The following is a 16,858-nucleotide window of genomic DNA, read 5'->3' on the forward strand; positions in this document are numbered from 1 at the left end:
GGTGCAAGATGTTAGCGAAAGCTCATCAATTGCTTCATGACATTTATGGCTTTAATGCTTTTCGGTTTGGCCAAAAAGAAGTAATTGAAAAGATTTTAAATGGTCAAGATTCATTAGCCATTATGCCTACCGGAGGCGGGAAATCGCTTTGTTACCAGATTCCGGCATTAGTGTTTGATGGCGTGACCATCGTTGTATCGCCATTGATTTCTTTGATGAAAGATCAAGTGGATGCTTTGACGGAATTAGGCATAGCAGCAACATTTTTAAATAGTACGCTTTCGTCAGCGGAAATGAATGATCGATTGAAAAAAGCCAGCAATGGGGACTATAAATTAGTCTATGTTGCACCTGAACGTTTCCAAACGGAAGAAATCTTTTATTTGATGCAATCGGTTAAAGTATCGATGATTGCTATTGATGAAGCGCATTGTATTTCACAATGGGGGCATGATTTTAGACCGAGTTATTTGTCGTTATGTGATACGATCCAAAATTTTACTTATCGTCCAACTATTCTGGCTTTGACCGCTACTGCAACACCGCTTGTATCTAATGATATCTTGCAATTATTAGGAATTGAAGAAAACAATCGTGTGAATACAGGATTTGTTCGCGATAATTTAGCTTTCCAAGTGGTAAAAGGCCAAGAACGGAATCGCTATCTCTTGGATTACTTAAAAATCAATGAAGGACAATCTGGGATTATTTACGCCAGTACACGCAAAGAAGTTGAACGGATTTACTTGTTATTAAAAACGAACAAAATAACTGTTGGAAAATACCATGGTGGAATGAAAGAAGAGGAACGAAACGATTGGCAAGAAAAATTCCTCTATGATGAAGTAAACGTAATGGTTGCAACTAATGCTTTTGGAATGGGAATTGATAAAAGCAATGTGCGTTTTGTCATCCATTACCAAATTCCTAAGAATATCGAAGCATACTATCAAGAAGCAGGCCGGGCTGGTCGAGACGGATTGCCAAGTGACGCTATTTTATTGTTTTCGCCGCAAGACATGCAAATTCAACATTATTTCATCGAACAATCTGAGATGAATGAAGAACATAAAAAGCTTGAATACACTAAGCTAAGAGAAATGGCACAATATGGTTCTACTCAAATGTGCTTGCAGCGGTACATCGTTCGTTATTTTGGGGAAGAATGCGGAGAATGCGGGCATTGCAGCAATTGTTTGGATGAGCGAGAAGCCATTGACGTCACTTTAGATACTCAAAAAGTTTTATCTTGTGTTAAACGTATGGGAGAAACTTTTGGTAAATCAATGGTCATGAAAGTACTGACGGGTTCAAAAGACCAAAAAATAAAACAATGGAAGTTTGAAGAATTGTCGACTTATGGCTTAATGAAGACGTCTTCTCAAAAAGAAGTAACTCAGCTGATCGATTACTTGACGGCTGAAAAATATTTGATGCCGACCGATGGACAATATCCTTTATTGAAAGTTACTGAGAAAGGCGTGACAGTTTTAAAAGGCGAACTAAAAGTGACACGTAAACAAGCTCAGCAAGCGCATAAAGTTGCTATTGACGATGTGTTGTTTGATCGGCTGCGTGAAGTACGAAAAGGACTGGCAACCATCCAAAAAGTGCCTCCTTATGTTATTTTTTCGGATGAGACACTGAAGCAAATGTGTCAACTCATGCCTCAAACAGATAATGAGCTTTTGATGGTCAAAGGAGTTGGAGAGAATAAACTGGAAAAATATGGAGCCGTATTTTTAGAAGAACTAAAAAAAACAAGCGTCAAAAGTTGAGGTGAGGGAAAAATGAAAAGTTGCGGCGTAATCGTTGAATACAATCCATTTCACAATGGACATCTGTACCATTTGCATCAAGCTAAAGAACAAACGAAAGCAGATGTTTTGATTGCTGTGATGAGCGGAAACTTTTTGCAGCGTGGCGAACCGGCCATTGTTGATAAATGGACTAGAACTCAAATGGCTTTATCAGCAGGTGCAGATATGGTCATTGAATTGCCTGTTGCTTTTAGCGTACAACCCGCTGATTATTTTGCGAAAGGCGCAGTGGCTTTATTGCATTCATTAGGATGTGAACATTTATGTTTTGGTGCAGAAACCGGAGATGCGCAGGAATATCAAGCGGTTGCTGAATTTTTTGTAAAAGAATCGGAGCAGATAGAGGAACGATTTAAAGAATTGCAGAATAATGGAACGACTTACGCCGCTCAGATGCAGCAGGTACTGTCAGAGTTGCTGCCTGCACAAGCGCTTGACCAAACGACACCCAACAACATACTTGGCCTAGCTTATGCAAAAGAAAATGCTAAGTACGCCCATCCCATGACGTTACACACAGTGAAGAGAGAAGGGGCCGGATACCACGATCAAGAAGTGTCTTCTAAAGAATTCGCAAGTGCAACAGCTATCCGAAGAAAGCTGATTGATTCTCCTTTACGTTTAGAAGCTTTAACTGAGCTGGCAGAAGTCATGCCGGAAAATAGTCGGGAAGCATTAAAAACAGCAGCATTTCTTTCGTGGGAAAATTTTTGGCCGTATCTGAAATACCAACTGACCATCCAGTCAGTTGCGGAATTACGGACAGTTTATCAGATGACTGAAGGGATTGAATACCGTTTAAAAGAAAAAGTTAAAGAAGCGGAAACGTTTGAACATTTTATTTCTTTAGTCAAGAATAAACGGTATACTTGGGTTAGGCTGCAGCGTTTATGTGTTTATCTGTTATTAGATGTGAAAGCAGAAGAGATGATGAAAGAACTCCAATTTCCCAAAGCTCTTCATATTTTAGGTTTTAGTCATGAAGGACAACAGTATTTAAATCAAATGAAAAAGAAAGCTTCGCTGCCGTTATTGACTAATATTCAACAAAAAAATGCTTGTTTATGGAAACTGGACATCAAAGCGGGGGAAGTCTATAATCTGGCTTTTTCTTACCCAGCTGATTCACAAGATTATCGAAGGCAGCCTATCCGTTGGAAAAAAGATTAAATAAGATTTTCTTATGAAAATAGGAATGAAAACAAGAGTTACAACATTTTTGGTGTAAGGTAAAATACGTTGACAAAGGCCCGCGAGACTAGTATAATTACCTTTGTTGCTTTAGGAGTGATGGAAAATGAAATGGTCATTAAACGAATTGCAAAAATACCGCTTTGAACCCCTTATTTTTTCTGAGACGGTTGACTTGAAAGAGTCCCTGATGAAGAGAGAAGAAGAAATATTAGATGTTTCTCCCATTCATTTGGAAGGAACGCTGATTGTTCAAGAAAACGACATCTTGCTTCATATGGTTGTTTCATTAGATGTGACACTACCTTCTGCAAGATCATTAAAACCAGTCTTAGTACCTTTATCGATTGAGGTAAATGAGATTTATGTTCCGCAACAAGTTACAAATTATACAGACGACAAAGAAGACGAAACAGTGATTTATTTAGATAAAGAGCTGATCGATCTATCTGAAGCGATTGAAGATGCTGTCTTGTTAAATCTTCCAATGCAGGTTTTTACTGAAGAGGAAGAAAAGGAACACGAAATGCCAAGTGGAAGTGATTGGCTTGTGGTGTCTGAAGAAGATTATCTTTCAGATAAAGCAAAACAAAAATCAGAAACTTTGGATCCGCGTTTTGCTGGTTTAAAAGATTTATTTAAAGATGAATCGGATGATCAGAAGTGAGATTAAAACATACAACTTCTCTTCTAGTTGAACGATTAGAAGCAGAAGCAATCTTTAAGGAGGTGTAGAGAATGGCAGTACCAAAAAGAAGAACATCAAAAGCTAAAAAAAATAGACGTCGTACGCATTTCAAGTTAGAAGTGCCTGGCATGAACCCATGTCCTAACTGTGGGGAATTGAGAAAAAGCCATCACGTTTGTGCAGCATGTGGACAATATGACGGTAAAGAAGTAGTAAGTAAAGAAGCGTAATGCGGACAGAAACTGCTTATAACCTGAGATAATGTTTTAAAAACACCCTTGAGACCATGGCTCAAGGGTGTTTTGCTTTGTATCGGTATTTGCAGCTCTTGTTTTCGTAAAAAGGGCGTTTTTTTTGATGGAATTGACGAAAGCCACTCAGATTCTGAGTGGCTTTCTAATTAAAAATAAATATTCTTAAAGTTATTTTTGGGTTATAAATACTAATCAAATTATATCAATCGGTTTCTCATTTAAACGACATAAACCCTACCTCTTTTATGTCCTTACAGTTCTAAAACTGTGCCAGTGTGGATAAACTTCTTTAAAAACTATTCTATATAATGTTGCATACTTACTTTTAATACTTTATAAGTATAACATAAAAGCCAGCAGAATTCTATTAAGTTTCATTTAAGAAATCTAACGGTTCTCTTTGCTAGAGAGAACCGTTAGATTTAATGGACTAAAAAAACGGTTTTCGATTTACTATTTAATGTATCCAAAGAGTAGTCAGAATGAACAAAAGCCATAAGATTATTCTAGTAAAAACACGTTCAATAGATATTTTACAGAACGAGTATGTTTCTAAGAGCATTTTGTGGGTAAGAGCGTTAAAGCTCTTGTCTTATTTAAAGGTATACAAAAGTAGAAATTTAGGGTAAATTGAATAAAGAATTGTTTGGGAGAATGAGCGCCTTCTTAGTAGGAGGAGTAATTTTGTTCTTTCATTCATCAATCCTGCGAATGCGTAAGTGGAAAGGGAGGGTTGTTTTGGAAGCAACTACTTTTACCATTGTGATGATCATACTGTATCTTTTGCCGCTTTTGCTGTTAGTGTTGTTTAATAAAAGCGTCAACCGACATTTTAGAAGACAAAACAAGAGCATTAAGCTGCCAGATTTAATGGTTCCATATTTACTGTTGGGTATCCATATCCTAAGCTCGTTAACATTTGGTCAATCGATTTTTCCTTATTTTCTGATTTTTATTCTCGGTTTAGGAATGTTCATTGTAATGGCATTGGCTTATAAAAAAGGCGAAATCATTTATGGGCGTTTTTGGAAAACGTATTGGCGTTTTATTTTTTTATTTTCTATTCTTACTTATTATTTTTTAGTAGGAGCAAATATCTTCACACAGTTTACTTAAAAAGCGTTTTAGAAGCAGCGAGATGGTATAGTTATCCATCTTGCTGCTTTTTTTGTGCTTTTTTGGGAAAATTCCCCACTCTTAAAACACTTTTGAAAAGGCTGCTAAACAGAGAGGCTAAAGCTTTCTTTTATTCCGTGTGTTTTTTTATAGAATCCTTCGATTAATTGTGGTGGAAAGTGGGGCGATGTGGTAGACTGAAAATAACTACTAAAAGTGGGGTGAGTATAGCTATGTTAATGGGTGAGTATAAGCACAACATCGACGCAAAAGGCCGCTTGATCATGCCGGCGAAATTTCGCGACGATTTAGGAACGAAATTCATCTTAACCCGCGGTTTAGATGGTTGCTTATTTGGTTATCCCCAGAATGAATGGACTATACTCGAAGAAAAACTTAAGCAACTTCCGCTTGCAAAAAAAGAAGCTCGTGCTTTTACTAGGTTCTTTTATTCAGCAGCGACGGAATGCGAATTAGATAAGCAAGGAAGAATCAATATTCCGCAAACATTAAGAGACCATGCGAAACTAGAAAAAGTGTGTCATGTAGTCGGTGTATCAGATCGAATCGAGATTTGGAGCGAATCCAAATGGAATGAGTTTTCAGCAGAAGCTGAAGAGACGTTTGACGAGATCGCTGAAAACATGATTGATTTTGGGTTTTAGTAAACGAACTTTCAAATCATAAACAAAGGGGGAACGGAAATGGCAGAATTTAATCATGAAACAGTCTTGCTTCACGAAACAGTGGATAGTCTGTCTTTAATTCCCGATGGTGTCTACGTCGACTGTACTTTAGGCGGAGCAGGCCATAGCGAATATCTGCTTTCTCAATTAAATGAAAACGGTCATCTTTACGCATTTGACCAAGATGAACGAGCAATTGAAAATGCAAAAGTACGGTTAGCGACTTATGTCGAAAAAGGAATGGTAACCTTCATTAAGGCTAATTTCCGCTTTATTAAAGAAGAACTAAATGAGCGAGGGGTATTCGAAGTTGACGGCATTTTATATGACTTAGGTGTTTCTTCGCCACAACTAGACGAAGCGGAACGAGGGTTTAGTTACCACCAAGACGCCCCGTTAGATATGCGTATGGATACAGAAGCTCCATTGACAGCGAAAGAAGTCATCAATACTTGGTCGTATCAAGACTTAGTTAGAATTTTTTATCGTTATGGAGAAGAAAAGTTCTCTAAAAGTATTGCTCGGAAAATAGAAGCGGCAAGAGAACAAAAGCTAATTGAAACCACTACTGAATTAGTTGACATTATTAAAGAAGGTATTCCTGCACCTGCCAGGAGAAAAGGCGGACATCCAGCTAAACGCGTTTTTCAAGCTGTGCGTATTGCTGTAAATGATGAATTATCAGCCGTGGAAGATTCTTTAGAAGAAGCCATTGGACTATTGAATGTTGGCGGAAGAATAAGCGCCATTACGTTTCATTCGTTAGAAGACCGAATCGTAAAATCAATCTACAAAGATCATGCTAAAGGACCAGATATCCCACCCGGATTGCCTATCATTCCTGAAGAATTTTTGCCGGAATTAAAATTGGTGACACGAAAACCGATTGTTCCAAGTGAAACGGAATTGGAAATAAACAATCGAGCTCGCAGTGCAAAATTGAGAGTAGCAGAAAGACAAAGAAAATAAAAAAACTTAAATAGTGAGAGGAAAGAAAGGATGTTATTTGAATGTCGTTGAATAGTAACTTAGCTAGAAACCTTGAAGTGGAAACGCCAATACAATCCCCCGTTTTGCCAAAAGAAACAACTATACATAGACCTCTTCCAAAAAAATCGGGGATTACAAACCTAGAAAAAATGGTGATTGGAATTGTCTCAGTCATTACATTTGCGTTGATTGCTGTGAGCATCTCACTAGAAATCAACATAGCGAGTACAAACCGCGCCCTTCAAGACACGAACTCGTCTATCGCAAATATCACTACCATAAACAATAATTTAGAACAAGAAGTTCAAGAATTATCGCGTTATGACCGTGTTTATGAAATCGCCAATCGTCAAGGTTTAGAAATGAATGAAGCCAATGTAAGGAATGTTATTAAATGACAAACAGAAACCCTTTAAAAAACAGAAAAAAAATTGCGATCCTGCTCTTTTTTGGTACCTTGCTTTTATTCTTGGTATTTGTAGGACGTTTTACTTACATTATGGTAAAAGGAGAAATTAACGGGGAAAATCTGTCTCAAAATGTTAATAACCTTTATACAAGAAGTAGCGTACTAGAAGCAAACCGAGGGACCATTTATGATATAGGTGGAAACTCGATTGCTATGGACGCTACTTCTTACTCGTTAGTCGCCATTTTAACCGATAAGTGGTCAAATGATCCGAAAGAACCGCAACATGTGAAAGACAAGCAGAAGACAGCTGCGGCTTTATCAAAACACATTGCTATGAGTGAAGCGGATATATTTAAAACTTTAAACCAAAAAGACTTGTCTCAAGTAGAATTTGGTTCGGCGGGGAAAAAATTATCATACGATATTAAAAGTGCCATCGAAGAAGAGGATCTACCAGGGATTGTTTTTGAAGAAACGCCTACAAGGCTTTACCCTAATGGTACTTTTGCTTCGCATTTGGTGGGATATGCTGAATTGCCGACAGATAAAAACGGCGAAACGAAAGAAGGAACACTCAGTACTGATTTAACCGGATTAATGGGTGTAGAACAAGCCTATAACGATGTGTTGACTGGAACTGACGGTTCTATAAAATACCAAAAAGACAGCTTTGGATATGTTTTACCAAATTCTACAGTAGAAACAACTGATTCAGTAGATGGAAAGGATATCTATTTGACGTTAGACAAACGCATGCAGGTATATTTAGAAAGCGTCATGACTGAAGTGAATGATAAATTTAATCCTGTAGGAATGACAGCAACATTGATGGATCCAGAGACGGGAACGATCATTGCTGCTTCTCAACGCCCCTCTTTCAACGCCACGACGAAAGAAGGTATTGGGCAACTCTGGCAAAACTTATTAGTTGAAGATACGTTTGAACCAGGCTCAACACTGAAAGTATTGACTCTTGCAGCAGCTATTAACGAAGGTGTATTTGATCCTAATGCGACTTATATGTCAGGCGCTAAAAAAATAGAAGGTGGAGTCGTTCATGACCACAATGTAAATGGTTGGGGACAAATCAGTTATTTGGAAGGCTTGGAACGGTCAAGTAATGTTGCTTTTGTTAATTTAATGGAAAAAATGGGAGAAGATACCTGGAAAGAGTATTTGGATAATTTTGGAATGGGAAAAACGACTGCTTCAGGACTTCCAAATGAACAAAGTGGTTCTAATCCTTATGAGTGGCCGCTTGAAAAAGCGAATACCTCATTTGGACAAGGTTTGACAGTGACAGTATTTCAAATGATGCAAGCTTATTCAGCAGTAGCCAACGAAGGTAAAATGATGAAGCCGCAGTATATTAGTAAAATAGTTGATCCGGCAACAGGTAAAGAAACTACATTTGAACCAGAAGTTGTCAGCGAACCTATTTCTAAAAATTCAGCCGATCAAGCATTGAACTATTTAAAAGAAGTTGTGTACGGTGAAAATGGGACCGGTCAAGGTTATCAAATTGATGGCTATGAAATAGCTGCTAAAACAGGTACTGCACAAATCGTTAATCCTGATACAAAACAATATTATAGCGGAGGCTCCAACTACGTTTATTCCGTTGTTGGGATGGCGCCGGCCGACGATCCAAAAGTTGTTTTGTACGTGACCGTTCAGCAACCAACGATTACAGATTCTTCTTTAGTGGGAGGAGATGTCGTCCAAGCTGTTTTTAATCCTGTTATGAAACGAGCATTGGAATATCAACACTTGGATTCTGATTCTGAAGTTGAAGATCCTAATCAAGTCGTCATGCCAAAAGTAACGGGTGTATCTAAAGAAGAAGCGTTAAAATCATTAGAAGAAGCTCAGTTAGATGTGACCATCGTAGGAAATGGTGATACAATAGTACAGCAATTGCCGCTGCCTGAAGAAAGCTCCATTAAAAACCAACGGGCCATTTTAATGACAAATGGGGCTATGACTATGCCGGATATGACAGGATGGTCGAAAAACGATGTGTTGAAAGTATCGGAAATTACTGGAATTGAATTTGCATTTGAAGGAGAGGGATACGTCGTTGAACAAAGTTTAACGCCGCAAGCTAACATGCAGGGTGAAGAGCAAATCAAAATCACATTAGCTTCTCCTCAAGAATAGAAAAGGTGGAAATAATGAAAGCAATCGAATTGATAAACCAATTAGTCACAAAAAACATGCTGACCAGAGTTCCAGAAGAATTAGTTATTACGAAAGTAACACAGGATACACGTGAAATAGAGTCAGATTCTATGTTCATTTGTATTGCCGGAGCAGTTTACAATGGGCATGAACTTGCTGAAGAAGCTGTTGAAAAAGGAGCCGCTGTCATCATTGCCAGCGAAGAAATCAATGTATCAGTACCCGTCGTCTATGTATCTGATACGGTAAAAGCGATGGCGATTCTAGCCAATCATTTCTATCAGTCTCCGAGTCAAGAGTTGCATATGATCGGGGTTACCGGAACTAATGGGAAAACAACTGTTACTCACTTATTAGATCAAATTTTCAGAGATCATCAAGAGAGAACTGGGGTAATCGGAACGATGTACCGTCGAATTGGGGATGACGTTTTTGAAGCGAAAAATACAACTCCAGACAGCATCACTTTGCAAAAAACGCTTAGAGAAATGAAAGAAGCCGATGTCACTACTTGTTCGATGGAAGTTTCTTCTCATGCTTTAGTACAAGGTCGGGTCTGGGGAACGGATTTTGATGTTGCTGTTTTTACAAATTTAAGTCAAGATCACTTAGAATACCATCATACGATGGAAGAGTACGGTCATGCTAAAGAATTACTGTTTTCCCAATTAGGCAATACTTACCGAGGAGACCAGCCTAAATACGCTATTCTAAATACTGATGATCCTGTAGGGAGAAGTTACCAAAATAAAACAGCAGCACTCGTTTACTCTTATGGAATTGTTCAGCCAGCTGATTTTAGAGCAACTCATTTAAAAATAACCAACCAAGGGACAAGTTTTACGTTGCTTTTCAAAAATGAAGCTTATCCTGTGAAAATGCAATTGGTCGGTAAATTTAATGTATTGAATGCTTTAGCAGCTTTTGCTGCTGCTTATGCTTCTGGCTTGCCTTTACCGAGTGTTATTGCTTCAATGGAAAAAATTAAAGGTGTAAGAGGAAGGTTTGAAGTCGTTCAAGGGGAGCAGGACTTTGCGATCATTGTAGACTATGCCCATACACCAGATGGATTACTGAATGTATTAAACGCAGTTAACGAAATAAAATCCGGGAAAGTCTATTGTATTGTAGGCTGTGGAGGCGATCGTGATCGGACAAAACGACCAATTATGGCAGATGTTGCTTTTACTCATGCAGATCATGTGATTTTCACTTCGGACAATCCGCGTACTGAAGATCCGCAGATGATCTTAAATGAAATGGTAGCTAATTTAGAGGAAAACACTTATCAAATGATTCCAGATCGCAGAACAGCCATTCAAGCCGCTGTTGACCAAGCAACTACCGATGATATCATCTTGATTGCAGGTAAAGGACATGAAGATTATCAAATCATTGGTCATGAAAAACATCATTTTGATGATGTCGAAGAAGCAAAAAAAGCAGTTAAACTAAAAAACAAAGAAATTTAGGAGCGATTCAGCATGCATTGGACAGAAATGTTATTGCCTTTAGTCAGTGGATTTGCACTGACCATCATGGCGATGCCAATTGTTATTGGCTATTTTAGAACAAAACAACTAGGTCAAACTACAAGAGAAGAAGGTCCAAAATGGCATGAAGTAAAAACCGGAACGCCTACTATGGGAGGAGTCGTTTTTCTTATCGCGGCAGTTATTTCTAGTAGTTGGGTAGGTGTTTGGCAAGGAAACCTGACAATCGGTTTAGGCTTGTTGCTTTTCATTACCTTAGTTTATGGATTATTGGGTTTTTTAGATGACTTTATTAAAATCTTTAAAAAACGCAATCTTGGTTTAACTTCTAAACAAAAATTACTTGGTCAGATTATTGGTGGTATTGTATTTTTTAGTGGTTACCTTATAAATAACTTATCAACTGATTTAGCCATTCCTTTTTTAGGAACGATTCACTTGGGCTGGTTTTATGGGGTTTTTATCTTATTTTGGTTAGTTGGTTTCTCTAATGCTGTAAACTTGACCGATGGTTTAGATGGTTTGGTGGCGGGCACAGCGAGTATTGCGTACAGTGCGTACGCTATAATAGCATGGCAACAACAACAGACAGATGTGTTGATTTTTTGTTTGTCTATTATCGGCAGCCTAATTGGTTTTTTCTTTTTCAATAAAAAACCTGCTAAAATTTTCATGGGAGATGTTGGCTCATTAGCTTTAGGCGGTGGGTTAGCGGCTGTTTCGATTTTGTTGAAACAAGAATGGTCTTTATTGCTGATTGGCCTTATTTTTGTCGTTGAAACGGCAAGCGTAATGATTCAAGTCACATCTTTTAAATTAACAGGAAAAAGAGTATTTAAAATGAGCCCAATTCACCATCACTTTGAAATGAGCGGCTGGAGTGAATGGCGTGTCGTATTAACCTTTTGGTTCATCGGTCTAGTTTCTGCTGCATTGTGTTTGATGGTGGTTCTTTGATGGTGGTTCTTTGATCCGCCACTAAAACCAATCACCCAATCCTGAAACGGTCCGTCTGTCAAGGGTGGCTAAATGATGAGCTTGATAAAGCAGCTCTTATAGGAAAGAGGTCTAAGGATGAAGAAAATTAAACGATATGAAAATATTAAAGTGCTGGTTTTAGGATTAGCTTTAAGCGGTGTGAATGCAGCTAAATTGCTCCATTCATTGGGGGCTCTCGTAACCGTCAATGACTACAAAAGCTTTGATGAAAACCCTGAAGCACAAGAATTGCTTGAATCAGGTATTCGCGTGGTAACGGGCGGGCATCCTGTAGAATTGTTGGATGAAGATTTCGAATGGGTAGTTAAGAATCCGGGAATCATGTATACGAATCCTATTGTGGTTCGTGCGCTTGAAAAAGGCATTCCAGTAATAACAGATGTCGAATTAGCTTACGAAGTTTCTGAAAGCCTGTTGATTGGCGTAACGGGTACGAATGGAAAAACAACGACTACTACCATGATCGCAGATTTATTAAACAACCACAGAGAAACAGGACATGCTTATGTTGCTGGTAATATAGGCACACCAGCTAGTCAAGTTGCACAACAAGCAACCGCAGAAGACGAGATCGTAATGGAACTCTCTAGTTTTCAATTGATGGGAATAACCGAGATGAAACCGCACATTGCAGTTATTACGAATCTTTATTCAGCACACTTAGACTATCATGGGACTAGAGAAGAATATGTAGCAGCTAAAATGCAAATCACTAAAAATCAAACAGCAGAAGATTATCTCATTGTTAATTGGGATCAACCGGAACTAAGAGAGTTATCCAAAAAGAGCCAAGCAAAGATTATTCCTTTCTCGCGATTGGAACGAGTTGAAAAAGGCGTTTATCTTGAAGATGAAGTCATTTTCTATCAAGGTGAACCAATCATGAATAAAATGTCTATTTTGGTACCAGGTGAACACAATGTAGAAAACGCCATGGCTGCGATTGCTGTTGCTAAATTATTAGGACAAGAAAACGGAACGATTCGCGAATGCCTTGAAAAATTTGCTGGCGTAAAGCATCGTACTCAGTTTGTTACCGACTATAAACAAAGACAGTTTTACAATGATTCAAAAGCGACCAACACGTTAGCAACAAAAAATGCCTTAAAAGGTTTCGATGTTCCGGTCATTTTGTTGGCAGGAGGACTAGATCGGGGAAATAGTTTTGATGACTTATTGCCTGAACTAGCTCACGTTAAAGCCTTAGTTGTATTTGGAGAAACAGCTGCGAAATTGGCTGAGGCTGGAGAAAAAGCTGGAGTAAAACAAATCAACTACGTACAAAATGTAGAAGCAGCCGTTCCAGTAGCATTTGAATTGAGTCAGCCTGGAGAAGTAATTTTATTGTCGCCTGCTTGTGCTAGTTGGGATCAATACCGCAGTTTTGAAGTACGTGGAGATGCGTTTATTCATTCGATCGATCGCTTAATTACTGAAACAGAAGAAGAGGAGGAGTAGGCCGGATGGTCTTACATAACAAATGAAAATTTTATTATCTGGTGGCGGAACGGGCGGACACATTTATCCAGCTCTAGCCTTAATTAGAAGACTACAAGTGGTAGATCCCTCTATTGAATTTCTGTATGTGGGGACCGAGAATGGGTTAGAAAACCGAATTGTTCGAAGCGCGGGAATTCCTTTCAAGGCTGTTAAAATCCAAGGATTTAAACGTTCGGTTTCTTTTAAAAACCTAAAAACTATTCAGTTGTTCATTCAAAGTATTCAAAAATCTAAAAAAATTGTTAAAGAGTTTAAACCTGATGTTGTAATAGGAACGGGCGGTTATGTTTGTGCTCCAGTCGTGTATGCAGCTTCCAAAATGGGGGTTCCCAGCATCATCCATGAACAAAATAGTGTGGCTGGTGTGACCAATAGATTTTTAGCCCGTTATGTCACAAAAATAGCTATTTGTTTCGAAGAAGCGCGAGCAGAATTTGGTAAGTACCCTGAAAAAATCGTTTATACCGGTAATCCGAGAGCACAAGAAGTTGTCGGCATAAAACCTTCCGCTGTTCTAGAAGAATATCAGTTAAAAGCTACGAAACCAACGGTGTTGATTTTTGGTGGAAGCCGTGGGGCCAGAAGCTTAAACGAAGCCTTTTTAGAAGCCTTACCTGCATTTATGACTAAGAATTATCAAGTATTATTTGCAACAGGCGAGATCCATTACGAAAAGATAAAACAACAAGTACAAGAACAGACAATAGCTGGAAGTCCAGTATCCGTGGTTCCTTATATTGAAAATATGCCCGAAGTATTTGCGAACGTAGATTTAGTTGTTTCAAGAAGCGGAGCGACTACTTTGGCAGAATTGACAGCACTAGGCTTACCTAGCATCCTGATTCCTAGTCCTTACGTCACAAATGATCACCAAACTAGAAATGCTGAAAGCTTAGTCAAGCACGGTGCAGCAAAAATGATTGCCGAAAAAGAGTTGTCGGGGAACAGTTTAGTTGCTTCAATAGATGACTTGATGTTAAATGAAAAAGCACGTAAACAGATGGCCGGTGAAGCGAAGAAATTAGGCTTGCCAGATGCAGCAGATCATTTAATAAAAATCATGCAGGAAATCAGCCATTAACGATAAAGTGTAAACAGAGGAGGTCAGCGTATGGCAAAACACCAAAAACCCAACAAAAAGAAGAATGAATTGCCTACGCAACCGTCTTCTTGGGATAAAATAAAAGCACTATTTAAATTATCAAGAGAAAGCGATGAAGTAAAATCTTTTGAAACAGCAAAAAAGTCTAAAGAAAAAGAACTTTCTTTAGAAAATAAACTTCCTAAACTGAAAGAAAAAAGACGGAAAGAAATGCAACGTCGTTTAATTTCATTACTTTTGTTATTTTCATTTGCAATTTTAGTAGTGGTGTACTTTATTACACCCTTAAGCAAAGTTGGAAGAATTACAGTTATAGGTACAAACGAAGTAACCGACCAAGCCGTTATTGACGCTAGCCAAATCCGTTCAGGAGATTCATTATGGGAAACATTTTTTTCTCAAAAAAAGAGAGAAACTTTAGTCAAAAATCAGTTACCTCAAGTGAAATCAATGCAAATAGAATTTGATGGGTTAAATTCTTATGAATTGGTGGTTTCAGAATACAAAACCGTAGCCTATCTAGAAAAAGAGAATGAATATTTTAATATTCTTGAAAATGGAAAAATTGTAAATGAAAGTAGAAAAGTATCCATTGGAAATCCACCAATTTTCATTAAATTTAAAGAAGGCAAAGCCTTAAATAAAATGATTGAGCAGTACCAATTGTTGAACGAAAATATTCACAATAGTATTTCAGAAGTAGAGTATACTCCAAGCAAAACAGATGAGTATTTGATCACTCTTTATATGAATGATGGCAATCAAGTCGTTGCGTCGATTACGTCGTTTGCTGAAAAAATGATTTACTATCCAGATATCGTTCAAAAAATAGGTGAAGGAAAAGGCGTTATCAATATTGAAGTAGGTGTTTATTTTACTCCTTTCGAACCGGAACCATCAGAAGAGGAGTCTAAGGTGTCTGATACAGAAGAATAACGAAGAATATAACACAGTACACGAAATAAAGGGACTCGAAAACGAGAAATCCCATTAAATACTTCGTAAATTGAGAAACGATATGGTAAAATTAAATATGTCTATCGTAATACAAAGAAATAATTAAATGAAAATGAAGTATAAGGAGGTTTCAATGAATGAAAAATACTGGAATGTATGTAAGTCTAGATATTGGAACCACTTCAATAAAAGTAGTTGTTGCTGAATTTATCAATGGTGAAATGAATATTATTGGAGTAGGAAATGAAAAATCTGAAGGGCTGAGTCGCGGAATTATCGTAGATATTGATAAAACCGTTGATTCGATTAATAAAGCCATTAAACAAGCTGAGCAAAAGGCAAATGTCGATATTCGTAATGTTGTCGTTGGAATCCCAAGTAATAATGTGGATATCGAACCTTGTCATGGCATGATAGCCGTTGCCAGCGACAATCGTGAAATCACTGAAGAAGATGTCCGCAATGTTATGGCAGGGGCGATGGTAAAATCTGTTCCGCCAGAGCGTGAAATTTTAGCAATCTTGCCTGAAGAGTTTATTGTAGACGGATTTGACGGAATCCAAGATCCTAGAGGGATGATTGGCGTACGTTTAGAAATGCATGCTACAATGATTACTGGACCTAAAACGATTTTGCACAATGTAAAACGTTGTGTAGAAAAAACCGGTCTTCACATTCAAGATATCGTCTTACAGCCTCTAGCTGCAAGTAGTATAGCGATGTCAAGCGGGGAACGCGATTTTGGAACAATTTTAATTGACATGGGCGGTGGACAAACTACAGCTTCTGTTATGCATGACAACCAATTGAAATTCGCTTACGTCAATCAAGAAGGCGGAGAATATGTTACTAAAGACATTTCTGTAGTCTTAAACACCTCACTTGAAAGCGCTGAGAGAATCAAACGTGATTATGGCTATGCCTTACCAGAAGAAGCTTCCCCGGATGAGACATTCCCGGTGGATGTGATTGGTCAAAGCAAACCTGTCAAAATAGATGAACAGTATTTATCTGAAATCATCGAAGCACGTTTGGTACAAATATTTGAGAAAATAAAACATGAGTTGGATATCGTCGGCGCTCGCGAACTGCCAGGAGGCATTATTTTGACTGGCGGGGCAGCAGCTTTACCCGGCGTTGTTGAATTAGCAAAAGATATTTTTGAAATTAATGTGAAGTTATATATCCCTGATCAAATGGGGATGCGTTATCCAACCTTTACGACCGGAATTGGTTTAGTTCATTATGAAGCACATTTAGATGATATTCATCAAATCGTAAAAGGACATTCCATGATGGAATTTGAAGCCAGTGAAACATTGAAAAATCAGAAATCTGATCAAACTAATTTTGAATATGATGAGAATCAGCTAGACATGCCAGAAGAACCAAAGAAAAAAACAAAACGAAAAGAAGATACCTTAACATATAAAGCGAAAAACTTCTTTTCTAACTTTTTCGATTAATAC

Annotated in this window: 15 protein-coding genes; all 15 read left to right on the top strand. The window is 38.0% G+C overall.

Translation table 11 applies throughout. The features are described from left to right. Window positions 1–8 precede the first annotated feature (8 nt). The 15 genes from recQ to ftsA all read left to right on the top strand — a co-directional run bounded on the left by recQ (window position 9) and on the right by ftsA (window position 16,855). On the top strand, window positions 9–1,778 hold the full coding sequence (gene recQ / locus JHE06_RS03950; protein ID WP_058918119.1) for a DNA helicase RecQ: 1,770 nt from the start codon (window positions 9–11) through the stop codon (window positions 1,776–1,778). A 12-nt stretch (window positions 1,779–1,790) separates the two neighbouring features. Beyond that, window positions 1,791–2,990, top strand: a complete 1,200-nt coding sequence (locus tag JHE06_RS03955) for a nucleotidyltransferase (RefSeq protein ID WP_058918120.1) — start codon at window positions 1,791–1,793, stop codon at window positions 2,988–2,990. A gap of 127 nt (window positions 2,991–3,117) precedes the next feature. Further along, window positions 3,118–3,678 (top strand): YceD family protein, encoded by a 561-nt coding sequence (locus tag JHE06_RS03960; protein ID WP_058918121.1) that lies wholly within the window; start codon window positions 3,118–3,120, stop codon window positions 3,676–3,678. Between the two features lie 71 nt (window positions 3,679–3,749). Next, window positions 3,750–3,929, top strand: coding sequence for a 50S ribosomal protein L32 (gene rpmF, locus JHE06_RS03965; protein WP_058918122.1), 180 nt, complete (start codon window positions 3,750–3,752; stop codon window positions 3,927–3,929). A 762-nt stretch (window positions 3,930–4,691) separates the two neighbouring features. After that, entirely contained in the window at window positions 4,692–5,069 is a 378-nt protein-coding gene (locus tag JHE06_RS03970; RefSeq protein WP_231726751.1) for a DUF3397 domain-containing protein, read from the top strand. A 233-nt stretch (window positions 5,070–5,302) separates the two neighbouring features. Then, entirely contained in the window at window positions 5,303–5,734 is a 432-nt protein-coding gene (gene mraZ / locus JHE06_RS03975; protein WP_058918185.1) for a division/cell wall cluster transcriptional repressor MraZ, read from the top strand. Window positions 5,735–5,773: 39 nt separating this feature from the next. Further along, complete coding sequence (rsmH, locus tag JHE06_RS03980; RefSeq protein WP_058918186.1) at window positions 5,774–6,724, top strand: 16S rRNA (cytosine(1402)-N(4))-methyltransferase RsmH; 951 nt, start codon at window positions 5,774–5,776, stop codon at window positions 6,722–6,724. 41 nt (window positions 6,725–6,765) lie between these two features. After that, entirely contained in the window at window positions 6,766–7,143 is a 378-nt protein-coding gene (gene ftsL, locus JHE06_RS03985; protein ID WP_058918187.1) for a cell division protein FtsL, read from the top strand. Then, entirely contained in the window at window positions 7,140–9,317 is a 2,178-nt protein-coding gene (locus JHE06_RS03990) for a penicillin-binding protein (protein ID WP_201089543.1), read from the top strand. The genes ftsL and JHE06_RS03990 overlap by 4 nt, the downstream gene beginning before the upstream one ends. A gap of 14 nt (window positions 9,318–9,331) precedes the next feature. Further along, window positions 9,332–10,810, top strand: coding sequence for a UDP-N-acetylmuramoyl-L-alanyl-D-glutamate--2,6-diaminopimelate ligase (locus tag JHE06_RS03995; RefSeq protein WP_058918189.1), 1,479 nt, complete (start codon window positions 9,332–9,334; stop codon window positions 10,808–10,810). A gap of 12 nt (window positions 10,811–10,822) precedes the next feature. Then, window positions 10,823–11,788, top strand: coding sequence for a phospho-N-acetylmuramoyl-pentapeptide-transferase (gene mraY / locus JHE06_RS04000; RefSeq protein WP_058918190.1), 966 nt, complete (start codon window positions 10,823–10,825; stop codon window positions 11,786–11,788). Window positions 11,789–11,905: 117 nt separating this feature from the next. Next, window positions 11,906–13,288 (top strand): UDP-N-acetylmuramoyl-L-alanine--D-glutamate ligase, encoded by a 1,383-nt coding sequence (gene murD, locus JHE06_RS04005; protein WP_058918191.1) that lies wholly within the window; start codon window positions 11,906–11,908, stop codon window positions 13,286–13,288. Between the two features lie 22 nt (window positions 13,289–13,310). Beyond that, a complete protein-coding gene (murG, locus tag JHE06_RS04010; RefSeq protein WP_058918192.1) occupies window positions 13,311–14,411 on the top strand; it encodes an undecaprenyldiphospho-muramoylpentapeptide beta-N-acetylglucosaminyltransferase in 1,101 nt (366 codons plus the stop codon). A 30-nt stretch (window positions 14,412–14,441) separates the two neighbouring features. Beyond that, window positions 14,442–15,368, top strand: a complete 927-nt coding sequence (locus JHE06_RS04015; protein ID WP_201089545.1) for a cell division protein FtsQ/DivIB — start codon at window positions 14,442–14,444, stop codon at window positions 15,366–15,368. A gap of 158 nt (window positions 15,369–15,526) precedes the next feature. Beyond that, window positions 15,527–16,855, top strand: a complete 1,329-nt coding sequence (gene ftsA, locus JHE06_RS04020) for a cell division protein FtsA (protein ID WP_201089547.1) — start codon at window positions 15,527–15,529, stop codon at window positions 16,853–16,855. Window positions 16,856–16,858: the final 3 nt, after the last annotated feature.

The sequence above is a fragment of the Carnobacterium sp. CS13 genome (genome assembly GCF_016653495.1).
GTDB classification, from domain to species: Bacteria; Bacillota; Bacilli; order Lactobacillales; family Carnobacteriaceae; genus Carnobacterium_A; species Carnobacterium_A antarcticum.